19 protein-coding genes are annotated in these 22,180 nt (G+C 66.3%); 16 read left to right on the top strand and 3 right to left on the bottom strand.

Annotation, left to right across the window (positions count from 1 at the left end):
* Positions 1-12: 12 nt before the first annotated feature.
* Entirely contained in the window at positions 13-1,398 is a 1,386-nt protein-coding gene (locus tag AC6JAM_RS00745; protein WP_026266107.1) for a lytic transglycosylase domain-containing protein, read from the bottom strand.
* A 249-nt stretch (positions 1,399-1,647) separates the two neighbouring features.
* On the opposite strand from AC6JAM_RS00745, the gene AC6JAM_RS00740 reads away from it, so the two are divergent.
* Entirely contained in the window at positions 1,648-2,001 is a 354-nt protein-coding gene (locus AC6JAM_RS00740) for an Rv2175c family DNA-binding protein (protein ID WP_026266108.1), read from the top strand.
* Between the two features lie 9 nt (positions 2,002-2,010).
* Here AC6JAM_RS00740 and AC6JAM_RS00735 read toward each other — a convergent pair whose 3' ends face one another.
* Complete coding sequence (locus AC6JAM_RS00735) at positions 2,011-3,105, bottom strand: polyprenyl synthetase family protein (RefSeq protein ID WP_497933779.1); 1,095 nt, start codon at positions 3,103-3,105, stop codon at positions 2,011-2,013.
* Positions 3,102-3,623: a hypothetical protein gene (locus tag AC6JAM_RS00730; RefSeq protein ID WP_018771509.1), complete on the bottom strand. Its 522-nt coding sequence runs from the start codon at positions 3,621-3,623 to the stop codon at positions 3,102-3,104. Before AC6JAM_RS00730 ends, AC6JAM_RS00735 begins: the two co-directional genes overlap by 4 nt.
* Before the next feature lie 99 nt (positions 3,624-3,722).
* Here AC6JAM_RS00730 and dinB point away from each other — a divergent pair, with 99 nt between their 5' ends.
* From dinB to ftsZ, 15 genes are all read left to right on the top strand, one after another.
* Positions 3,723-4,979 (top strand): DNA polymerase IV, encoded by a 1,257-nt coding sequence (gene dinB, locus AC6JAM_RS00725; protein WP_497933778.1) that lies wholly within the window; start codon positions 3,723-3,725, stop codon positions 4,977-4,979.
* Between the two features lie 266 nt (positions 4,980-5,245).
* Positions 5,246-5,617 (top strand): SCO2097 family morphological protein, encoded by a 372-nt coding sequence (locus tag AC6JAM_RS00720; protein WP_018771511.1) that lies wholly within the window; start codon positions 5,246-5,248, stop codon positions 5,615-5,617.
* Between the two features lie 343 nt (positions 5,618-5,960).
* Complete coding sequence (gene mraZ, locus AC6JAM_RS00715) at positions 5,961-6,389, top strand: division/cell wall cluster transcriptional repressor MraZ (RefSeq protein WP_018763545.1); 429 nt, start codon at positions 5,961-5,963, stop codon at positions 6,387-6,389.
* A gap of 167 nt (positions 6,390-6,556) precedes the next feature.
* Complete coding sequence (gene rsmH, locus AC6JAM_RS00710) at positions 6,557-7,549, top strand: 16S rRNA (cytosine(1402)-N(4))-methyltransferase RsmH (protein WP_056389746.1); 993 nt, start codon at positions 6,557-6,559, stop codon at positions 7,547-7,549.
* Positions 7,546-8,268 carry a cell division protein FtsL gene (gene ftsL / locus AC6JAM_RS00705; RefSeq protein ID WP_497933776.1) on the top strand — a complete coding sequence of 241 codons (723 nt, stop codon included), beginning with the start codon at positions 7,546-7,548 and terminating at the stop codon, positions 8,266-8,268. The genes rsmH and ftsL overlap by 4 nt, the downstream gene beginning before the upstream one ends.
* A 48-nt stretch (positions 8,269-8,316) precedes the next feature.
* Complete coding sequence (locus AC6JAM_RS00700; RefSeq protein WP_497933775.1) at positions 8,317-10,122, top strand: peptidoglycan D,D-transpeptidase FtsI family protein; 1,806 nt, start codon at positions 8,317-8,319, stop codon at positions 10,120-10,122.
* 96 nt (positions 10,123-10,218) lie between these two features.
* The gene (locus AC6JAM_RS00695; RefSeq protein WP_497933774.1) at positions 10,219-11,850 is read left to right on the top strand and encodes a UDP-N-acetylmuramoyl-L-alanyl-D-glutamate--2,6-diaminopimelate ligase; all 1,632 of its coding nucleotides are present in this window, start codon (positions 10,219-10,221) and stop codon (positions 11,848-11,850) included.
* 6 nt (positions 11,851-11,856) lie between these two features.
* On the top strand, positions 11,857-13,320 hold the full coding sequence (locus tag AC6JAM_RS00690; RefSeq protein ID WP_488314783.1) for a UDP-N-acetylmuramoyl-tripeptide--D-alanyl-D-alanine ligase: 1,464 nt from the start codon (positions 11,857-11,859) through the stop codon (positions 13,318-13,320).
* Positions 13,317-14,426: a phospho-N-acetylmuramoyl-pentapeptide-transferase gene (mraY, locus tag AC6JAM_RS00685; RefSeq protein ID WP_018771517.1), complete on the top strand. Its 1,110-nt coding sequence runs from the start codon at positions 13,317-13,319 to the stop codon at positions 14,424-14,426. Before AC6JAM_RS00690 ends, mraY begins: the two co-directional genes overlap by 4 nt.
* Positions 14,408-15,985: a UDP-N-acetylmuramoyl-L-alanine--D-glutamate ligase gene (gene murD / locus AC6JAM_RS00680; protein ID WP_056389756.1), complete on the top strand. Its 1,578-nt coding sequence runs from the start codon at positions 14,408-14,410 to the stop codon at positions 15,983-15,985. The genes mraY and murD overlap by 19 nt, the downstream gene beginning before the upstream one ends.
* Before the next feature lie 2 nt (positions 15,986-15,987).
* Positions 15,988-17,322, top strand: coding sequence for a putative lipid II flippase FtsW (ftsW, locus tag AC6JAM_RS00675; protein ID WP_018771519.1), 1,335 nt, complete (start codon positions 15,988-15,990; stop codon positions 17,320-17,322).
* A 6-nt stretch (positions 17,323-17,328) separates the two neighbouring features.
* Entirely contained in the window at positions 17,329-18,429 is a 1,101-nt protein-coding gene (murG, locus tag AC6JAM_RS00670; protein ID WP_056389759.1) for an undecaprenyldiphospho-muramoylpentapeptide beta-N-acetylglucosaminyltransferase, read from the top strand.
* Entirely contained in the window at positions 18,426-19,802 is a 1,377-nt protein-coding gene (murC, locus tag AC6JAM_RS00665; RefSeq protein ID WP_497933773.1) for a UDP-N-acetylmuramate--L-alanine ligase, read from the top strand. Before murG ends, murC begins: the two co-directional genes overlap by 4 nt.
* Positions 19,795-20,742: a cell division protein FtsQ/DivIB gene (locus AC6JAM_RS00660; protein ID WP_026266111.1), complete on the top strand. Its 948-nt coding sequence runs from the start codon at positions 19,795-19,797 to the stop codon at positions 20,740-20,742. Before murC ends, AC6JAM_RS00660 begins: the two co-directional genes overlap by 8 nt.
* Before the next feature lie 184 nt (positions 20,743-20,926).
* A complete protein-coding gene (gene ftsZ / locus AC6JAM_RS00655; RefSeq protein ID WP_056389768.1) occupies positions 20,927-22,180 on the top strand; it encodes a cell division protein FtsZ in 1,254 nt (417 codons plus the stop codon).

Here is a 22,180-nt window from a genome sequence, read left to right as displayed (position 1 = left end):
CCGGCGGCCCGCTCAGCCGAAGTTCTTCTGGTGCGCCTTGATGGCAGCGAGGTAGGCCTTGGTGTCGTCGTACATGCCGTACTTGCTCACCGAGTACTGGCCCTGGTAGTACCCGGCAATGGCGGTGTCCTGGTCCTTGCTGGTGGCCAGCAACTGCCGGATGATGGCGATGCCGGCTGTGGCATTGTCGTAGGGGTCCAACAGGTTCAGCTTCCGGCCCACCAGGTCTGAGGCCCACTGCCCGGAACTGGGAATGACCTGCATGGTGCCGATGGCGTTGGCCGGTGACACGGCGCGCTGGTTGAAACCGGATTCCTGGAAGGCGAAGGCGAGGGCCAGGGAAGGATCCACTCCCATCCGGCGTGCCGTATCGGCAACGATGTTCTTCATTTCATCCCGCGAGGGAACGGGGGAGGCGTTCAGCAGGGCCTTGTTTTCATTGGCCGAGCTGACCACGGCAGCCGGGTAGCTGAAGCCCAGGAAGGAGCTGGGCACCAGGGGCGCGGCAGCAGGCTGCGGGGCCGCAGCAGCCGGCTGCGGATCCGACTGGCCGGAGCCGCCGGGAATGGCCAGCTTGCTGCCAGGGTAGATGATGCTGGTCATGCCCAGCTTGTTCGCCGAGAGCAGGTCAGACAGCTTTACCCCGTGCCGGGATGCAATCGCCGACAGCGTGTCTCCGGCTTTGATCGTGTAGGAGCCGGTTGCCGGTGCTGAGGTGGCGGCCAGCGCAGGTGCGGCCGGGGCGGGGGCCGGGGCCGCTGCGGGAGCAGGCGTGGAATCGCCGCCACCCACCTTGATCTTCTGCCCCGGGTAGATGATGGAGCGCATGGAGAGATTGTTCCAGGTGAAGACGTCGGAAAGGGCCACGTTGTGCTTTGCTGCGATCGCACCGAGGGTGTCGCCCGGCTTCACCGTGTACGTTGCTCCACCAGCAGGGGCCGGAGCAGCCGGGGCAGCCGCAGGTGCGGGGGCCGCAGGTGCAGCCGAACCGGACAGCTTTAGTTTCTGCCCCGGGTAAATGATGGTGTTGGCCTGCAGGTTGTTCAGCTTGAGGATTTCGCCGGTATCCAAGCCGAAGCGGCCGGCAATCGCGCTGACGGTGTCGCCGCGGGCAATCGTGTACTCCGCAGGTGCCGCCGGCTGTGCGGGCTGGAAGGCGGCCGGGATGGTGGTGGATACCACGGCGGCGGGAATCACCGTTCCGGCTGCCTTCGCTGCAGCCTGGGCCTTCATGGCTGCTGCGAGGCTGCTGGGGATGTTCCGTGCGGGCTGCTGTGCTGCGGCAGGTTGGGCGAGGGCCAAGGATGACAATACGACCGCTGGCAGCGCCGCTGTGGTGGCGGCAATCATCGGCAGACTCGGCTTGGGGGGCTGCTTTGGCGAGCGGGACGTCGTCATCGGAAGGAATCCTCTTCTCAACTGCGGGTGCGGACGCGGACGGGGATGCCGCTGTCAATCTTGATACTACTGTGACTCAAGTTATTAGTGTTACAAATGTTATGAGTGTGAATCTCTCATGAATTAGCGGATAGCACAAGAATTTTGGGATTCCCCGTAATGCCCTCTTTTCGGGAGTGTCCGCGGGCCGGGAGCGGAATGGAATGCTCCGACTAGGCGCGGGGGTGCGCAGCGTGGCAACCTTGATCCGTGAATAACGTAGAAAACCTGGTGGGCGAGTGGCTGCCACTGCCCGACGTCGCCCGTTTATTGGATGTCTCCATCACCAAGGTCCACAGCCTGATTGACGAACATGCCCTCGCTGCATTGCGCGTTGGGGAACGGAAGATCCGGTCGGTTCCAGCGGAATTCATCCAGGACGGCCAGGTAGTGGACAGCCTTAAGGGGACCATCGTGGTGCTGGCAGATGCCGGCTATTCGGACGAGGACCTTATTGGCTGGCTGTTCACCGCCGACGAATCCCTGCGCGGCCGCCCCATCGATGCCCTTCGGGAAGGGCGCAAGACCGAAATCAGGCGCAGGGCCCAGACTCTGGCCTGGTAGCTGCCGCTTTCAGGAGGCTCGGCTGACGGTAGCTTCAGCCAGCTTCCGAAGGGCGGTCTTGGGCAGCTCGTCCAACGGAAGCCCGTCAAGGGCATCGAATGCTGCCGTGCCGAATTCATTGATAAGGACTTCCGTGGCCTGCAGCGCGCCGGAATCCTCGATAATCCGTCGAATTTCGACGATGTCGGATTCGGACAGATCGGGCCTGCCCAGGCTGGCATCGATGAACGCGGACTCTTCCGGCGAAGCCTGGTCCAGGGCGAGGGCCACCAGAACGGTCCGCTTCCCTTCACGCAAATCATCGCCGGCCGGCTTGCCTGTGGTCAGCGGATCCCCGAACACGCCCAGGACGTCGTCGCGGAGCTGGAAGGCCTCGCCCAGCGGGAGGGCGAACGCTGAATAGCCGCGGAGCAGGTCATTGGACGCTCCGGCCAAAGCTCCGCCCAACGCCAAGGGGTGCTCGGTGGAGTACTTGGCACTCTTGAACCGGATGATCGATTGCGCCCTGCCAACGGCACCGGCGCGGTCCCGGACCGGTCCGGCCACTTCCTCCAGGATGTCCAGGTACTGTCCGGCCATGACCTCGGCGCGCATGAGGTTGAAGATAAGCCTGGCCCTGCTGCCCGACGCAGCCGGCTCGCCGATGTCGGTGAACGCCTCCTCGCTGAAGGACAGGCAAAGGTCGCCGGCAAGGATCGCTGCGGCCTGCCCAAACCGTTCGCTGTCCAGCGCCCAGCCCTGCGATGTGTGCAGCTGGCTGAAGCGGCGGTGCACGCTGGGACCGCCCCGCCGGGTGTCCGAACGGTCGATGATGTCGTCGTGGATCAGGGCGGCAGCCTGGAACAGCTCGAGGGCTGCCCCGGCCGTGACCACCTGGCCTGATCCGGCCTCGCCGCCTGCACCCCGCCATCCCCAGTAGCACATCAGGGCGCGGAGGCGTTTTCCGCCGGTCACCAAATTCGAGATGGAACCCATGATGGGCTCGATGTCCGGGGAAATGCCGGACATCACCGACTGGCGTGCGGTCAGGAAGCTGGTCAGCTCGCCGGCAACTCCTGCCACAAAATCAGCCTGTTCATTCCTCAACTGCTCCGCGGCCGTCACTTGGCTGACTCAGCTGCCACGTTGGCCCCGATGGTGAAAGTTGAAACACCGGCGGCTTCCACCACGGAGAGGTTCACGGTCTCGTTGTCACCGCGGACGAAATCCTTGGAAGCCACCGCGCCCACCTTGTCCCCGGGAACGGCCTTGAAGCCCTGGCCTTCCAAAGCCTTGGAATAAAAGTCCATCACGGAGGCAGTGGGCGCCGTGACAGTACCCACGAGGGCTGCAGTGGCGGGCGCTGAGGCCTTGTCAAAGCTGCTGGACACCACCGTTGCCCCCGGCATCAGGGGCAGGAGTTGCTGGGGGAAGCCCGCCACGACGGCGCCCACGGTTGCGGACGTGTTGGGCGACGCCGAGGGGCTGGGGGAGGCGGTCACAGTGGATTGGGTCGCGGCGACGGAAGCGGACCGGGACGGCTCTGCCTGGCCGGACGGGGTCTGGCATGCCGCCAGGGTAAGTGCCCCGATGGCGGCAAGCGCGGCCAGGCCAGCTGGCTTGAAGTTTCCAATAGCCGTCACAGAGACTTTCCTCCTGGTGTTGTTGGCGGAACCAGCCTCCAGTTTAGCCAGCCTCCCCTGCCGCCCTGACAAACCTGCAGTCTCCGGTGAACCGATAGGATGGGATCCGTGGGGCCCGCAGGTACGAACCAGCCAACCGCCGCGCGCCCTCCGGGCCGCCGGCCCTCGTGCATCATGCACGTGGACATGGACGCTTTCTTTGTTTCAGTGGAACTCCGGACGCGCCCCGAGCTCCGGGGCAAGCCCGTCATTGTTGGCTTCCCCGGGGAACGCTCGGTGGTCCTCTCAGGGTCATACGAGGCCCGCGCCTTCGGTGTGAAGTCGGCGATGCCCATGGCCGTGGCCATGCGCATGTGTCCGCAGGCGGTGGTCATTGAACCCCGGCACAAGCTGTACTACGAGGTGTCCGGGCAACTGATGGCCATCTTCGAATCCATCACGGGGCTTGTGGAGCCGCTCAGCGTTGACGAGGCCTTCCTGGACGTCACGGGGGCGCTGCGGCGGCTGGGCCCGCCCAGGGGAATCGGCGAGCTCATCCGGCGGCGCGTGGCAGCGGAACTGGGCATTACTGCATCCGTGGGAATTGCGGAGACCAAGTTCGTGGCGAAGATCGCTTCAACCCGCTGCAAGCCCGACGGCCTGCTGCTCATCGGGCCGGACGAAACCGTGCCCTATCTTCACAGCCTTCCGGTAGGCGCCCTTTGGGGCGTCGGCGCCAAGACCGGAGAGGTGCTTGCCAAGATGGGAATCAGGACGGTGGCGGACGTGGCGGCGACGCCGGTGTCGTCCTTGAAGAAGGTACTGGGGGCAACGGGGGAGCACGTGCACCAGCTTGCCTGGGGCATCGATCGCCGTCCCGTTACCCCGGTACGGCTGGAAAAGAGTATCGGCGCCGAAGAGACCTTCGCCGTGGACACCGCCGATGACGCCCTGCTTCGCCGGGAACTGCTGCGGCTCTCCCACCGCACCGCCGCGCGCCTGCGGAGCTCCGGAATGGTTGCCCGGACCGTGGCGCTGAAGCTGCGCTTCGCCGACTTTTCCACCATCACGCGCAGCAGGACAGTCCAGACTCCGGTGGACAGTGCCCAGCTGATCTACGCAGTGGTCATCCAGCTCCTGGAGTCGCTCGGGACCCGGGCCATGGCTGTGCGGCTGGTGGGAGTAAGGGCTGAGCAGCTGGAGGAAGCTGCAAGGACCTCGCTCCAGCTGAGCATCGACCGCAGGGATGACAACTGGCGGGCAGCCGAGCAGGCACTGGACGAGGTGACGCGCAAATTCGGCAACAAATCCGTCCTGCCCGCCCGCCTGATGGAGCACGAAAGCCGGCCGGGAGACAGTTCCCAGCGGCCCGCCTGAGTGCCGGCCGGAGGGGTCCGGCAAAGTCATTGCCGTCTTTCAGATCAGCCCTCAACAATCTATCCTTATAGATACATAGTTTTCGAGTGAATGGACTTACTGCCGGACCCTCTTGGACATGCTCCCGCTCCCGCGTACGCGTGCTGCGTTCCTGTTCTGGCCACTGTCGGCCAGGCGGGAACTTTCCAGCAACAGCAGGCGTTTCAAGGGAAGTAGAAGTAGTGGCTGGGATCAGCCCGGACGTTGGCCTACAAAAGGAGGTCGTGATGCCGCTGTCGGAGCACGAACAGAAGCTGCTTGAGCAGCTTGAGAAGCAGCTTCACGAGGACGACCCGAAGTTCGCGAACTCAATGGGTTCGGACCCGGGACGTTCCTGGTCCACGAGGCATGTGGTTATTGGGGTCCTTTGCGCACTTGCCGGCGTCTTCCTGTTACTGGTGGGGGTCACCCTCCAGAACATCTTTGTCGGTGTCCTGGGCTTCGTGGTGATGGGCGGTGGGGTGTACTTCGCCACCATGCGCAGTTCCCGCGGGACGGCCGCGTCAAAGGCCGGCGGCGGAAAACCGGGCAAGCAGCGCAGTTCTTTCATGAGCAACCTCGAAGAGCGCTGGGACGAGCGCCGCAGGGGTGAACCCTAAACAGCCGGGACCTCCGGGTACCAGGCTCCTCCATTTCTGTCCCCCTCGAGGAGGGGGACTGCACGAAAAGACCCGCTGCGGCGGGTCTTTTCGTGTTTAACGGCAATTCCGCCGTCCGGGCGGCCCTGGGACTCCAGTTCGCCCCGCCCGGAGCAAAAAGTCCTCCACTTTCCACCACGGCCTCGATTCCGCGCCATTTCAAGGGCCCTTTCCCATAAATTACCTGCTCACATGGCAGTTCCGCGTTGACTGTGGTGGAAAGTGGAGTAATGTGGAGGACATAAGAGGGTGGTTGCAACATTAGGGGATGTGCAGTTCCTGACTACGGACAGGCGGTGGGCCAGTGTTTCTGGGCACACACTCGCCGCGTCTGGATGAAAAGGGACGGATCATTCTCCCCGCCAAGTTCCGCGAGGAGCTTGCCAGCGGCCTGGTGCTCACGAGGGGCCAGGAACGTTGCATCTACGTCTTCAGCGAGAAGGAATTTGCACGGGTCCACGAGCAAATGCGGGAGGCGCCAATCTCCTCCAAGCAGGCACGTGACTATATCCGCGTATTTCTCTCTGGAGCCTCTGACGAGGTACCTGACAAGCAGGGGCGCGTGACCATTCCACCGGCGCTCCGGGAGTATGCAGGACTCGGAAGGGAACTTGCCGTCATCGGCGCCGGTACCCGCGCCGAGATCTGGGACGCCCAGGCTTGGAATGAATACCTTGCGGAGAAGGAAACAGCCTTTTCCGAAACTGACGATCCCATTCCGGGCATTCTCTGAATTCCGGAGCGGGGCGGCAGGTGGCTTCTTGGATGAGATCTCCAGCCGGCCCACCGGCTGCCAACCTGGCTCACCTTCCCCGGAGCCAGGCGGGCGGAACGGTAGGCACGGATGGGGATCTGGTCCCAGAAGCAGCAGGTGACAACGACGGCGGGAAAGGACCAGGCATGACCGATCAACCCAAGCCCACGTCCGAACGCCATGTGCCGGTCCTTCGCGACCGGTGCATCAATTTGCTGGCACCGGGATTCGAAGCAGCAAGGCTCCGCGGCGAAACCCCCATCGCGGTGGACGCCACCCTTGGCATGGGCGGTCATTCCGAGGCGATGCTCCAGCGGTTTCCCGACCTCCACCTCATCGGCATTGACCGTGACGAGGAAGCACTCTCCCTGGCGGGGGAGCGGCTGGCTCCGTTCGCCGCCCGGATCGACCTGGTCCACGCGGTGTACGACGAGATCCAGGACGTCCTGGAGGACCTCGGTGTGGCTGAAGTGCACGGGATCCTGATGGACCTGGGTGTTTCCTCCCTGCAGCTGGATGAGCGTGAACGCGGTTTCGCCTACTCATTTGACGCGCCCCTGGACATGCGCATGGACACCAGCCGGGGCCAGACCGCGGCGGACGTGGTCAATACCTACAGCGAAGAGGACCTGGTCCGGATTATCCGCAAATGGGGCGAGGAAAAGTTCGCCGGACGGATTGCCAACAGGATCGTCGCGGCACGGGCCATCAAACCGTTCACCACCACCGGCGAACTGGTGGAGCAGATCCGTTCCGTGGTTCCCGCTTCTGCAGCGAAGTCCGGTGGACATCCTGCCAAGCGGACCTTCCAGGCCCTCAGGATCGAGGTCAACGAGGAACTCGACGTCCTGGAGCGTGCCGTCCCCGCCGCCGTGGCCTCGCTGGCTCTCGGGGGCCGAATCGTGGTCATGTCCTACCACTCCCTGGAGGACAAAATCGTCAAAGGCGTTCTCCAGGCCCGCTCCAAGTCTTCCGCTCCCCTTGGCTTCCCCGTTGAGCTGGAAGAACACAAGCCCGAACTCAAGACCCTGACCAAAGGCACCGAGGTGCCCACCGCCGTCGAAATCGCCGAAAATCCGCGCGCTGCCTCCGCCAGGCTCCGCGCGGCAGAACGAATCAGAGCCAGGAGAGCTGCATGAGCACCGCCGCCGTCAAGAACTTTCCCGTTGTCTCAGGCAGTTCGGCGGCCGACACCCGGCGCGCGGCCGACCCCGCCGGTGGACGGAAGGGCCGCACCCCGCTTTCCGTGGTCCGCACTACGCCGCGGAAACGCCGGGCGCCGTTCGTCGTCCTTTGCTTTGCCATGCTCGCAGTGGCGTTGATGGCGGTGCTGGTCCTGAATATCTCGGTGTCCACCGCCCAGTACCAGCTGGTGGAACTGCGTGCCAAGCAGAGCACGCTGACCAAGACGAACCAGGACCTCACCCAGCAGGTGCAGAACTTCGAGGCCCCGCAGAACCTGGCGGCCAAGGCCACCGAACTGGGAATGGTGGCCTCCACCGTCAAGGGCCAGATCGACCTGTCCACGCTGTCAGTGACAGGAAAGGCCACGCCTGCGGTCAAGGGCGCAGCAGCGGGAGCCGTTATCCCATCGCCGGCGGTGGCCGGACAGCTTATTGTGCCGCCTGCCTCCAAGGGTGACACGGCGGACAAGGCCAGGACGGCAGATACCGGCAAGGCTCCTGCCGCCGCTCCCTCCGCCGGCGCTGCCCAGGCCCCTGCTGCCCAGGCCGCTGCCGCGCAGGCTGCCGCTGCCGCGCAGGCTGCCGCAGCCGCTGCGGCTGCCGCGGCAACTCCGGCGCCCGAGCTTCACGGCGGCTCTGTTCCGGCGCCCCAGCAGAAGGTCCCCGGACAGTAGGCCAGCAGGCAGGTCAGGCAGCAGCGTCGAGCAGCAAGGAATATCACGGTGGCGGAGACGACCGGCAAAGCAGGAAAAAGCAAGGAACCCAACGCCACCAAGCGCTTGCGACTGGGACTGGGCGTCATGCTCACGCTCCTGCTGGTGGTGGGCGGGAAGCTCTTCCTGGTCCAGGGGCTTGACGTCGGCGGCATGGCCGAAGCGGCACTGAACAGCCGGATGACCTCGGCGATCCTTCCGGCCGAGCGCGGCAGCATCCTGGACTCACGCGGCACCGTTCTTGCCAACAGCGTGATCCGGTACAACATCGTGGTGGACCAGCGCGTCAACACCAAAACGGACGCCTACAAACGCCTTGAGCCCCAGGCCGACGGCCACGACAAACTGGTGGACGTCAGCCGCGACCAGGCGATCTCAGAACTTGCCGCGGCATTGGGCATGGACTCAACCGCGGTCCGTGACGCAGTGACGGGGGAACAGCCCTATTACATTGTGGCCAAGGACGTAAAGCCCGACGTCGAGGACCGCATCTCCAAGCTCCAGGTGCCCGGCATCGTGGCCGAGGGCGTCAGCAAACGCGTCTACCCCAACGGCGCCGTGGCCGGGGGAGTTGTGGGCTTCCTCCAGGACGGCACCACGGGCCAGGCAGGCATCGAGCAGACGCAGGACGACCAGCTCAAGGGCAAAGACGGCAAGCGCCTGTTCGAGATCGGTGCCGACGGGCTCCGCATCCCGGTGGGTCTTGACGAGCTGACCCCGCCGCAAAACGGCAAGGACGTCAAACTCACGCTCAATTCCGATCTTCAGTACTTTGCCCAGCAGGCCATCCAGAGCCAGGCGGACAAACTCAGTGCCGAATGGGGCGTCATCATTGTGATGGACGCCAAGACCGGGAACCTCCTGGCCCTGGCCGATACCAACTCCCCGGACCCCAACAACCCGGGGCTGGTGGCGGCCAAGGACCGCGGCGTCCGTTCCGTGACGGCCGCCTATGAGCCCGGCTCGGTGGAGAAGATGATGACCGCTGCAGCCGTCATCGACGAGGGACTCGCCAGCCCCCTGGACCATTTCACTATTCCACCCACCTACACCGTGGACGGCCAGACCTTCAGCGACGCGTTTGCCCATGGCACCGAGGAACGGACACTGGCCGGCATCATCGGTTACTCCATGAACACCGGAACGGTTATGGCCGGACAGCGGCTCAGCAAGGAACAACGCTACGACTGGCTGAAGAAGTTCGGCATCGGCGAGGCACCGGACATCGGACTTCCCGCCACGGCATCGGGCATCCTCACGCCGGCGGACCAATGGGACGGACGCCAGCAGTACACCGTCCTGTTCGGGCAGGGCGTTTCGCAGTCCACCCTCCAGACAGTCCGTGCCTACCAGAGCATCGCGAACAACGGCGTCATGCTGCAGCCGCGGCTGATCGATTCCTACATTTCCCCCGACGGCGCCGAGGAGAAAGTGCCGGCCCAGCCGTCGCGGCAGATTGTCTCCGAAAGCACGGCCCAACAGGTCCAGGACATCCTTGAAAGCGCTGTCACCGAAGGCGAAATCAAGGACGCCGGGATCGACGGCTACCGCGTTGGGGCCAAGACCGGCACGTCCGAGTCACCGTGCGACGACGGCAAGTCCGGCTACTGCGGGTACACGGCCTCCATCGTGGGAATGGCGCCGATGGATGATCCGCGGTTTATTGTGGAGGTGGTGCTCCAGCGGCCGAAGGGCAGCATCTACGGCATCACCAACGGTCCGGTGTTCCGGTCCGTCATGAGCCAGACGCTGCGGACCTACAACGTCCAGCCTTCCACCGGCCAGCCGGCCAGAATGCCGCAGTACGCCAAGTAGCAGCTGCGCCACGCCGGAAGTACCAGCAGCATCCAGCGCATCACAGTGCCCGGCGCGAACCATGCCGGGCACGCACTAGCACCATCGGAGATCCCCTTGTCAGAGTTCACCACGCCCGGCAACGACACGGCCCGGGACGACACGCCGGGCCGCTTCCGGCCCGCAGCCGTAGCGGCCGTGCCGCTGGCCGCCGTCGGACAGGCCGTTGGCGTAGCCGTCCCCGCCCCCGCCGCCGACGTGGAAATCAATGGCATCTCGATCAACTCACGCACCGTGGAGCCCGGCGACCTGTATGTGGCCCTCCCCGGGGCAAGCAGGCACGGGGCTGACTTCGCCACGGATGCCATCGGCGCCGGAGCTGCCGCCGTCCTCACGGACGAGGCCGGGGCGCGCCTGCTTGCCCTGTCCGCGGACACGCCCGTGCCCGTGCTCGTCGTCGACAATCCGCGCAACGAGGTGGGCCCCCTCTCCGCCATGATTTACCGGAGCCAGTCCGGTGACGGCCGCCCGCTGCAGCTTTTCGGCGTCACCGGGACCAACGGGAAGACCACCACCACCTACTTCATCACCTCCCTGCTGCGTGCACTGGGCCGCCAGCCGGGCCTGATCGGCACCATCGAGATCCTGGCCGGCGCAGAGCCGATCCCCAGCCTCCTCACCACGCCGGAATCGCCCGAAGTCCACGGGCTCCTCGCCCTCATGCACGAACGCGGGCTCGACACCGCAGCCATGGAGGTGTCCTCCCACGCCATCTCGTACCAGCGGGTGGATGGCCTGCTCTTCGACGTCGCCGGATTCACCAACCTCACCCAGGACCACCTGGACCTGCACCACACCATGGACGGCTACTTCGCCACCAAAGCCGAACTCTTCACACCGGGGCGCGCCCGGGCTGCCGTGGTGACGGTCGACGACGAGTGGGGACGGCGCTTGGCCGCCATCACCCAGCTGCCCGTCACCACGCTCAGCACCAGCGGCCAGGCCGCCGCGGACTGGACGGTCAGCGCTGCCTCGCCGCGCGGGCTCGGTACCGACTTCACCCTGACGGGGCCGGCCGGCGCCGTCCTGAACATCCACACCGGTTTGCCCGGCAGTTTCAACGTTGCCAACGCGGCCCTGGCGACGCTCATGGTGCTCACGTCCGGGGTGGAAGTCCCCGACCTCCAGGCCGCCCTGGACAGCAGCGACCCGTTCACCGTGGCCGTGCCGGGACGGATGCAGCTGGTCGCCGAGCAGCCCGCCGCCGTGGTGGACTTCGCGCACAACACCGACGCCCTGGCGCGGGCCCTGGAGGCAGTCCGCTCGCCGGAACCGGACTCCCGCCTGATCGTTGTCTTCGGCGCCACAGGCCAGCGGGACCAGGGCAAGCGGCCGGCCATGGGAGCCATTGCCGCCCGGCTTGCTGACACCGTGATCATCACCGATGACGACCCGCACGACGAAGACGCAGCAGCCATCCGGGCCGACGTGCTCGCCGGTGCCCGGGAAGCCGTGGAAAAGGAATCCCTGCAGGCCGACATCCTCGAGGTCTTTCCGCGGGACGAGGCCATCCGGCACGCCGCAGCGTTGGCGCGGCCGCAGGACACCATCCTGGTGGCAGGCCGCGGCCACGAGGTCTGGCAGGAAGTGAAGGGTGTGAATCTCGCCCTGGACGACAGGGTGGAGCTGCGCAGCGCCTTGACAGCCAGGGGATTCAACGTTCTCCACGACGACCGGATAGAGTCCTAGACCGAGATGATTGCATTTACTGCGGCGGAAATCGCCGAAATCACCAGCGGGCGCCTGGACGCCGATCCCGGAATTACGCCCCTCTCGGTGGTGACGGATTCACGCGAAGCCACCCCCGGTTCGCTGTACGTCGCAAAGCCGGGCGAGAACGCCGACGGCCACGACTTCATCGACGCTGCCTTTGCAGCGGGCGCCGTCCTGGCACTCGTCGAGCGCACCGTCGAGGCGCCGGAAGGCACTGCCTACCCGGCCGTCGTGGTTGAGGATGCAGTCCTGGCAATGGGCGCCCTTGCCGCCGAAGCCGTCCGGCGGATCCGCTCCGCCCGCTCAGAAGCGGGGGAGCAGCTTACCGTCGTTGGGATCACCGGTTCGGCCGGCAAGACCACCACCAAGGACCTGCTGGCCGGCATCCTGGCCGGACAGGGCAACACCGTGGCGCCGCAGGGCTCCTACAACGGTGAGGTGGGCGTTCCGCTGACCGTCTTCCGGGCGGACACCGACACCCGCTACCTTGTCATCGAGATGGGAGCCACGGGCATCGGCCACATCCGCTACCTCGCGGAGATGGTCAAGCCGGACATCGGAGTGGTCCTGGCAGTCGGAACAGCACATGCCGGCGAGTTCGGGGGCGTGGAAAACATAGCGCAGGCGAAGGGCGAGATGGTTGAGGGCCTTTCCGCCGCCGGCACCGCCATCATCAATCTCGACGATGAACGCGTCGCCGCCATGCGCAGCCGTACCCCGGCCAAGGTCCTCGGCTTCTCCGCCGACGGACACCGGGACGCCCAGGTGCAGGCCCTGAATGCCGACACCAACGCCGGCGGCAGCCCAGAATTCGACCTGCAGCTGCCCGACGGCGGTGCTCCCCGCCACGTGGCCAGCCGGCTTATCGGAGCGCACCACACTGGAAACCTGCTGGCAGCCGCGGCTGCCGCATGGGCCGCCGGAGTACCGGCAGACCACATCGCAGCTTCGCTGAGCAGCCAGGCCGCCGCCAGCCGCTGGCGCATGGAACGCACGGAGCGGCCGGACGGCGTCACCGTGATCAACGACGCCTACAACGCCAACCCCGAATCGATGCGCGCAGCCCTCCGCACGCTGGCCGACCTTGGCCGCGGCCGCCGCACCTGGGCGGTCCTCGGAGCCATGCTGGAACTGGGGGATGACTCCATCCGCGAGCACACCGCCGTGGGCACCCAAGTGGTGCGCCTCAACATTTCCAGGCTGCTGGTGGTGGGCCGGGAGGCGCGGGCGCTCTACGTCTCCGCCGTGCAGGAAGGGTCCTGGGGCGACGAATGCCTCTTTGCCGAAACCGTGGAGGAGGCCCACGACATCCTGGACACCGAACTCCAGCCGGGTGACCTGGTGCTGTTCAAGTCCTCCAACAGTGTCGGGCTTCGCCATTTGGGCGATCGGATAGCATTACCCCCAACCCCGACCCCTGCCGACGAAAGGAGCACTCTGCTGTGATTGCTCTGCTGATCGGCGCAGGCCTGGCCCTGCTCTTCGCCCTGGTGGGCACCCCCCTTTTCATCCGCCTCCTGGTGCACCGCGGCTACGGCCAGTTCATCCGCGACGACGGCCCGACGTCGCACCACACCAAGCGTGGAACGCCCACCATGGGCGGAACCGTCGTCGTAGCCGCGGTACTGCTGAGCTACGGGCTAACGCACCTCATCATGCTGATGATGAACCCGGATTCGCCCGGGCCGTCCGCTTCGGCACTGATCCTGCTGTTCCTCATGGTCGGAATGGGCCTGGTGGGATTCCTGGACGACTTCATCAAGATCTCGCGGCAGCGGAGCCTGGGCCTCAACGCCAAGGCGAAGCTCATCCTCCAGGGAGCCGTCGGCATCATCTTCGCCATCCTGGCGTTGAACTTCCCCAACAGCGCGGGCCTGACGCCGGCGTCAACGAAGATTTCGCTGGTCCGCGACCTGCCATGGCTCGACCTCGCCTTCGGCGGAACCGTCCTCGGCGCCATCCTGTTCGTCATCTGGTCCAACCTGATCGTCACCGCCGCCACCAATGGCGTGAACCTCACGGACGGCCTGGATGGCCTTGCCGCGGGAGCCTCGATCATGGTGTTCGGTGCATATACCCTCATGGGCATATGGCAGAGCAACCAGGCCTGCGGCTCGCCCCGGGAAGCCGGCAGTGGCTGCTACCTGGTCCGGGATCCCCTTGATCTGGCCCTGCTGGCGGCGATCCTGAGCGCCGCCCTGGTGGGCTTCCTGTGGTGGAACACCTCGCCGGCCAAGATCTTCATGGGCGACACCGGGTCATTGGCTATTGGCGGAGCGGTGGCCGGCTTTGCCATCCTTTCCCGGACCGAGCTCCTGCTCGGCATTGTGGGCGGCCTCTTCGTGCTGATCACCCTGTCCGTCATCATCCAGGTGGGCTACTTCAAAGCCACCGGCGGAAAGCGCGTGTTCAAGATGGCGCCGCTGCAGCACCACTTCGAGCTGAAGGGGTGGGCCGAAGTCACCGTCGTGGTCCGGTTCTGGATCCTGGGCGGCCTCTTCGTCGCTGTCGGGCTTGGCATCTTCTACGCTGAATGGGTTGTACTGCTGTGACCGTTTCCCCCCGCCTGGCAAATCTTGTCTCCTGGGACTCCGACTGGGCCGGCCTCCGCGTGGTCGTGACCGGCATCGGAGTATCCGGCTTCGCCGCCGCAGACACGCTGATCGAACTCGGTGCACGCGTGGTGGTGGTCGATGCTGCCACCAGCGACACGGCCCGGGCCCATGCCGACACCCTGAAGATCGTGGGCGCCGCCGACGTGCTGCTGGGACCGGACGCCGTCACCCACATACCCCGCATCGACGGCGAACTACCCGAACTGATCGTGACGTCACCCGGATGGCGCCCGGACCAGGCCCTGCTGGCTGCCGCGGCCCGGGCACACATTCCCGTCTGGGGCGACGTCGAACTAGCCTGGCGGGTGCGCACCCGGGAAGGCCGGAAGACGGCCGACTGGCTGGCCATCACGGGCACCAACGGCAAGACCACCACGGTTGGACTCACCGAATCGATGCTGCGTGCCGCCGGGCTCAAGGCGATCGCGGTGGGAAACGTCGGCACCCCTATCCTCGATGCCCTGCGGGACCCCGTGGAGTACGACGTCTTCGCCGTCGAACTCTCCAGTTTCCAGCTGCACTGGGCGGAATCCGTGTCGCCGGTAGCCAGCGTCTGCCTCAATGTGGCCGAAGACCACGTGGACTGGCACGGTTCCTACGACTCGTATCTCGCCGACAAGGCGAAGGTCTACGAGCGAACCCAAAAGGCCTGCATCTATAACGCGGAGCAGGTGGAAACCGAACGCATGGTGGAAAACGCGGATGTGGTGGAGGGTTGCCGCGCTGTGGGCTTCACGACGGTCACTCCCGCGGTCAGCATGCTCGGAGTGGTGGAAGGACTACTGGTGGACCGGGCGTTCATTGAGGAACGCAGGAACAGCGCTGCCGAGCTGGCCTCAATGACCGACCTTGGTCCGCTGGCTCCGCGCCACATGGTTGCCAATGCCCTGGCCGCCGCAGGCCTCGTGCGCGCGTACGGTGTGGACGCCAAGGCTGTCCGCCAAGGCATCCTGGACTACGTCCCGGGCGACCACCGGATCCAGCCTGTAGCCCGCCTGAACGGCGTCCTTTGGGTCAACGACTCCAAAGCCACCAACCCGCATGCGGCGTCCGCATCCCTGTCGGCCTTCAGCAACGTGGTCTGGATCGCCGGCGGCCTCTCCAAGGGCGTGAGCTACGACGACCTGGTGAGGGACCACGCAGCCCGGCTCAAGGCCGTGGTACTGATCGGAACGGACTCCTCCCAGCTCCGGGAGGCCCTCCGGCGACACGCGCCCGATGTCCCGGTGATCGAGCCGGGGGCAGGCGAGACTGAAGGAGTGCAGACTGCTCCGGCGCCCGGTGGCACTTCCGCCGGTTCCACCGGCAACGGAGAACAGGTGATGTCCCGGGCCGTTGCGTCAGCGGCACGGCTCGCCGAATCCGGCGACACCGTGCTGATGGCGCCGGCAGCTGCTTCCATGGATCAGTTCTCTTCCTACGCTCACCGTGGTGGTACTTTCATCGACGCTGTCCGCGAGCTGGTGGAAGGGAAGGCCCAGACCGGCGAGGAGTAACGATGGTCAGCACGCCCACCCGGCCGAAGGGTGGCAAGCCGCAGGGTGGCAAGCCACGCCCCGGCTCCACGGCCACCCGGCAGCCTGCTGCGGCGGGCGCGAAGCTGCGGACCCTCTACCGCCGGTTCTGGTCGGCGCTGGAGGGGACAGGCACGTCCCGGAACGGCTCCACGTACTACCTCATCCTCGGCGCCACGCTTGCGTTGACGGCTATCGGGATCATGATGGTCCTCTCCGCCTCCAGCGTTGAGTCCATCGCTGCCGGCAAGTCCCCCTACGGGGACGCCCTGAAACAGGGGATCTTCGCAGCGATCGGCATCTTCACCATGTTCGTGCTCTCGCGGATCAACGTCGTCTGGCTGAAACGCCTCGCATGGCCCGCCGTGGGTGTTGCCGTGCTGCTCCTGGGCCTGGTGCAGGTGGTGGGAGACGAGGTCAACGGCAACCGGAACTGGATCGACCTGGGCGGGATCACCTTCCAGCCTTCCGAAGCGGCCAAACTCGCCCTTGCCCTGTGGCTGGCAACGGTGCTGGCCCGGAAGGGCAAACTGCTCAGCCGGTGGCAGCACGTGCTGGTCCCCGCAGTGCCCATGGCAGCCATCGTCATCGTGCTGATCCTGGTGGGCAACGACCTCGGCACCGCCATGATCATCATGATGATCATGGCCGCCGCACTGTTCTTCGCAGGTGTTCCGCTTTACCTCTTCGGCATCGCCGGCATCATCGCTGCTGCCGGCACCGCTGTCATGGCCATCACCAGCTCCAACCGCATGTGCCGCATCACCTCGTGGTGGACCGGCCAGTCCTGCGCCGACGGCATCGACGCCAACTACCAGGCCACCAACGGCATGTACGGCCTTGCCTCCGGCGGCTGGCTGGGTGTGGGCCTGGGGCAGAGCCGGCAAAAGTACAGCTGGATCCCCGAAGCCCACAACGACTTCATCTTCGCCATCATCGGCGAGGAACTCGGCCTGGTGGGGACCGTCGTCGTCCTGGTCCTTTTTGCCATCCTGGGTGCCGCCATCTACCGCGTGGTGGTGGCACAGGAGGACATGTTCCACCGGGTCCTGGCCGGCACCATCATGGTCTGGCTGCTGGGCCAGGCAACCGTGAACATGTCCGTGGTCACGGGTTTGATGCCCGTCATCGGCGTGCCGCTGCCGTTCATTTCCTACGGTGGCTCGGCGCTGCTGATGTCACTGTGCGCCGTGGGCGTTGTCCTCTCGCTGGCGCGGGAGCAGATGGCTCCGGCCATGCGGCCCAAACGGATGCTGAAGTTCAAGGCCCGGCCAGGGCGGAAACAGAACCAACCAAAGAATTCCAGAAAGCGTGCCTGACCCCAAATGACTGCGACACACCCTTCCATTGTCCTGGCCGGCGGCGGAACGGCGGGCCATATCAGCCCGCTGCTCGCCATCGCCGCCGCCCTCCGGAGCGAAGCCCCGGATGCCGCCATTCTGGCGGTTGGTACGCCCTCAGGCATGGAAACCCGGCTGGTTCCGGCCGCCGGCGTGCAGCTGGCCACGATCGACCGCGTGCCGCTTCCGCGCAAGCCCTCCGCAGACCTGCTCCGCCTGCCGGCCAGGCTGGCCGGCGCAGTCCGCCAGGCCGGCGCCATCCTGGACCGGGCGCAGGCCGATGTCCTGGTGGGCGTAGGCGGTTACGTGTGCACGCCGATGTACCTGGCGGCGCGGAAGCGCCGGATCCCCGTGGTGATCCATGAAGCCAACGCCCGTCCGGGACTGGCCAACCGTGTGGGGGCCTTCCTGAAGGGCCGGGTTGCCGTGGCCTTCGAGGGCACCCCGCTGCCCAATGCCGTGCACGTGGGCATGCCCATGCGGAAGGAGATTTCCGGCCTGGACCGGAAGAGCGCCCGCACCGCCGCACGCGAGGCGCTGGGGCTCGATCCCCAGCAGCCAACCCTGATCGTCACCGGCGGTTCCTCCGGCGCCCAGAGCATCAACCGGACAATCGCCGCCGCCGTTGGCCACCTTGCGGACGCCGGTATCCAGACCCTCCACATCACCGGCCGCGGCAAGACAGTCCTGGACCAAACGGGCCAACCCCTCGCTGCGGATGGCTACCGGCAGGTGGAGTACATCGACGGCATGGAGCTTGCCTATGCCGCGGCCGACCTTCTCCTGGCCCGGTCGGGAGCGGCAACGGTGAGCGAAGTGGCCGCAGTCGGCGTCCCGGCGGTCCTGGTGCCGCTGCCCATCGGAAACGGGGAACAGGCGCTGAACGCGGCCGGCCTGGTCGCCGCAGGCGGAGCAGTGCTGGTGGCCGACCGTGACTTCACTCCGGAATGGGTTGCCCGGGAGCTGATCCCGCTGGTCACCGATAAAGCACGGCTGGCCGAAATGGAAGCCAAGTCCTACCGGCTCGGAATCCGAAATGCCGACCAGCGCATGGCTGGTCTTGTCCTGGAAGCGGTATCTGCATGAGCCCCCACAACACCCCCCGGCTGGAATCCCTGGGAAAGGTGCACTTCATCGGCATCGGGGGAGTCGGCATGTCCGCCGTGGCCCGCATCATGGTGGCGCGCGGAGTCCCGGTCAGCGGATCCGATGCGAAGGACCTGCCCGTCATGGCCGACCTCGCCGCGGCCGGGGCGCGCATCGCCGTCGGCTACTCCGCCGGAAACCTGGCCGACGCGCAGACCGTGGTTGCGGGCTCGGCCATCCGCGGGGACAACCCCGAGCTCGCCGCGGCGCGGAAGGCGGGACTGCCCGTGCTGCACCGGTCCCAGGCCCTGGCAGCCACCATGGGCGACGACACCGTGGTAACGGTCGCTGGAACACACGGCAAGTCCACCACCACCTCGATGGTGACGGTGCTGCTCCGCGCGGCGGGCCTGGATCCGTCCTTTGCCGTCGGCGCCAACATCCCCGCACTCGGCGTGAACGCTGCGCATGGTACGTCCGGGATCTTCGTCGCCGAGGCTGATGAATCCGACGGCTCCTTCCTGAACTACCGGCCCCGCATCGCCGTCGCCACCAACGTGGAACCTGACCACCTTGATTACTACGGCACCGCTGAAGCCGTCTACGAGTCGTTCGACCGCTTCACGGCCCTGTTGCCCGCTGACGGCCTCCTGGTGGCCTGCGCCGACGACGCCGGAGCCCTGGCCCTGGCGGAGCGGACCCGGGCGCGGGGCAACACACGGGTGGTCCTGTACGGCACCGGTGATGCGGCGGACGTCAGGCTGGACGACGGCGGCCCGGGGCAGGTTGCCATATCCGCCGGCGGTGCGCGGTTCCCTTTGTCATTGCAGGTGCCCGGACGGCACAACGCGCTGAACGCCGCAGCCGCCTTTGCGGTGGCCCTAGAACTCGGGGTGGACGCGGCAGCCGCGGCCGCCGGCCTGGCCCGCTTCTCCGGCGCATCCCGCCGCTTTGAGCTCAAAGGTGGGGCACGGGGCGTTCGGGTATTCGACGACTACGCGCACCACCCCACGGAGGTCCGCGCCGCCCTCACCGCAGCCCGCTCGGTGGCAGGCGGCCACAAGGTCCATGTCCTCTTCCAGCCGCACCTGTTTTCCCGGACCCGTGAATTCGCGGCAGAGTTCGCCGATGCCCTGAACCTGGCCGATACCGCCCTGGTCCTGGACATCTACCCGGCGAGGGAAGACCCGATCCCGGGCGTCACGAGCCAGCTCATCGCGGACCACCTCACGGAGGGCGGTCGACTGGTCACGGCCGACGACGCCGTAGGCACCCTGGCACGGGCCGCTGCGGACGGGGACGTTGTCCTTACCGTGGGCGCCGGCGACGTCACAGCCTACGGCCCGAAAATTGTGGAGGCACTGAGTGCCTAGCTCCCGACGCCCCACCTACGCCCCGGCCGCCCGGAACAGGCGGCCCGATCCCGGCTCCGGGAAAACTGCCGCGAACAACGCAGGTGACAATGCCCCCAATGGGGCCGCATCTTCCCCGACCCCCGCAGCCGGTGGCAGCGGCGACGTGATTACCGCGTCCCGCAGCGTCCCGGACCAGGCGCCCTCCAATCCGGCCAAGGAACAGCAGGCCTCCGGCGCGACAGTCCTTGCGTTCCCTGAGCCCAAAGGCCGGCGCCGCCGGAAGAAGATCCTCCTCGCCGTGGGAACGGTGCTGGTTCTGGTGGCCGGGCTGCTGGCCGGAGCCGTCTACTCGCCGGTCCTTGCCCTGCAGAACGTCTCGGTGACAGGCACGCGGCTTCTCACCCCGGCCCAGGTGCAGGCTGCGCTGGAGCCCCTGCGCGGCAAGCCGCTGCCGCAGATCAGTGACGACGACGTCCGCAGGCTCCTGGACAACCTGATCCAGGTCAAGTCCGTGTCCGTCGAGGCACGGCCGCCGTCCACCCTCGCCGTCGCAGTGCACGAGCGGGTGCCCGTGGCGCTGGTCAAGCAGGGGGAGCAGTACCAGCTGGTGGACGTCGACGGCGTCCAGCTGGCTACCACGGACGATCCGGCGTCGGCGTCGCTGCCGGTGATCGACGGCGGCGCCGGCGCGATCGGCCAGGACCTGTTCCGCGCCACCGCCGCCGTCCTGGGGGCCCTGCCGGCCGACGTGCTGGCGAAGCTCTCGAACGCGTCCGCGCAGTCCGTGGACGCCGTTGAACTCAAGCTGGTGGACGGCCAGACCATCGTGTGGGGCAACGCCTCCGAGAAGGAACTCAAGGCCAAGGTCCTGGCCGCCCTCCTCAAGGCTCCGGCCGATCCCAAGAATCCGGTCAGGGTCTACGATGTCAGTGTGCCCCGGCACCCCGTGACGCGCTGAGCGCTTTCTTTCCCGGTATTAATCCGACACGCGGACCCGGTTATTGAATGTGGGAACCAGAGGAAATACCGTCACAGACAAGAGTTACTTGACATAACTATAACCTTCAACTCGAAGGTTAAGGTTGCAGGCTTCAAGCTCTCCATCAGTTTTCGCAATAAGACACGAACAAGGGACACGTAACGTGGCAGCTCCGCAGAATTACTTGGCCGTCATCAAAGTCGTCGGCATCGGCGGCGGTGGCGTGAACGCAGTCAACCGCATGATCGAGGTCGGCCTCAGGGGTGTTGAATTCATCGCCATCAACACCGACGCCCAGGCCCTGCTCATGAGCGACGCCGACGTGAAGCTCGACGTCGGACGGGAACTGACCCGGGGCCTGGGCGCCGGCGCCAATCCCGAGGTGGGCAAGCAGGCCGCCGAGGACCACGCGGACGAGATCGAGGAAGTCCTGCGCGGCGCCGACATGGTCTTCGTCACCGCCGGTGAAGGCGGCGGCACCGGTACCGGCGGCGCGCCCGTCGTCGCCCGCATTGCCCGCTCGCTCGGCGCCCTGACCATCGGCGTGGTCACCCGCCCGTTCACCTTCGAGGGCCGCCGCCGTGCCGGTTCCGCCGAGGCCGGCATCGACGCCCTGCGCGACGAGGTGGATACCCTGATCGTGATCCCCAACGACCGTTTGCTGTCCATCAGCGACCGCAACGTGTCCGTGCTCGACGCCTTCCGCTCCGCGGACCAGGTCCTGCTGTCCGGTGTCCAGGGCATCACCGACCTCATCACCACGCCCGGCCTGATCAACCTGGACTTCGCCGACGTCAAGTCCGTCATGCAGGGTGCCGGCTCGGCCCTCATGGGCATCGGTTCCGCCCGTGGCGAAGACCGCGCCGTCAAGGCGGCCGAACTGGCCATCGCCTCGCCGCTGCTGGAAGCGTCCATCGACGGCGCCCACGGCGTCCTGCTGTCCATCCAGGGCGGCTCGGACCTTGGCCTGTTCGAAATCAACGAGGCTGCGCGGCTGGTCCAGGAAGTGGCCCACCCCGAGGCCAATATCATCTTCGGTGCCGTCATCGACGATGCCCTGGGCGATGAAGCACGCGTCACGGTCATCGCTGCCGGATTCGACGACGTCAAGGCCACCTCGCCCTCCATGGACCAGTCCCAGCCGCAGACCGCCCCGCAGCGGCCCGCTGCCCCTGCCGCGGCGCCCGCCTCTGCCCATCCCCAAAACGGAAACCACCAGGGCAACGGAAACCACCAGCAGAACGTCCAGCCGATCCATGCCGGTGTTGGTGCCGCGGGACTCAGCAACTGGGGGCAGCAGCGCCCCTCTGCCGTCCCCGCTGACTCGGGCTTCGACGTCGACCTGCCCTCCGTCGTGGAGCCGGACCTGACCGGCACCCACCCGGATGACCTGGATGTCCCCGACTTCCTGAAGTAG

The sequence above is a fragment of the Arthrobacter sp. GmRoot5-12 genome, assembly GCF_059739365.1.
The sequence above is the reverse complement of the archived record's forward strand: the minus strand, read 5'-3'. Positions and strand labels throughout refer to the sequence as shown.

What these genes read in the sequence shown, in the direction of transcription:
- ftsL (WP_497933776.1), top strand. Translation starts at nt 7,546, where the DNA reads ATGAGCACCGCCGCCGTCAAGAACTTTCCCGTTGTCTCAGGCAGTTCG.
- murC (WP_497933773.1), top strand. Translation starts at nt 18,426, where the DNA reads ATGAGCCCCCACAACACCCCCCGGCTGGAATCCCTGGGAAAGGTGCAC.
- murG (WP_056389759.1), top strand. Translation starts at nt 17,329, where the DNA reads ATGACTGCGACACACCCTTCCATTGTCCTGGCCGGCGGCGGAACGGCG.
- ftsW (WP_018771519.1), top strand. Translation starts at nt 15,988, where the DNA reads ATGGTCAGCACGCCCACCCGGCCGAAGGGTGGCAAGCCGCAGGGTGGC.
- AC6JAM_RS00690 (WP_488314783.1), top strand. Translation starts at nt 11,857, where the DNA reads ATGATTGCATTTACTGCGGCGGAAATCGCCGAAATCACCAGCGGGCGC.
- AC6JAM_RS00745 (WP_026266107.1), bottom strand. Translation starts at nt 1,398, where the DNA reads ATGACGACGTCCCGCTCGCCAAAGCAGCCCCCCAAGCCGAGTCTGCCG.
- murD (WP_056389756.1), top strand. Translation starts at nt 14,408, where the DNA reads ATGGGTTGTACTGCTGTGACCGTTTCCCCCCGCCTGGCAAATCTTGTC.
- dinB (WP_497933778.1), top strand. Translation starts at nt 3,723, where the DNA reads ATGGGATCCGTGGGGCCCGCAGGTACGAACCAGCCAACCGCCGCGCGC.
- AC6JAM_RS00720 (WP_018771511.1), top strand. Translation starts at nt 5,246, where the DNA reads ATGCCGCTGTCGGAGCACGAACAGAAGCTGCTTGAGCAGCTTGAGAAG.
- rsmH (WP_056389746.1), top strand. Translation starts at nt 6,557, where the DNA reads ATGACCGATCAACCCAAGCCCACGTCCGAACGCCATGTGCCGGTCCTT.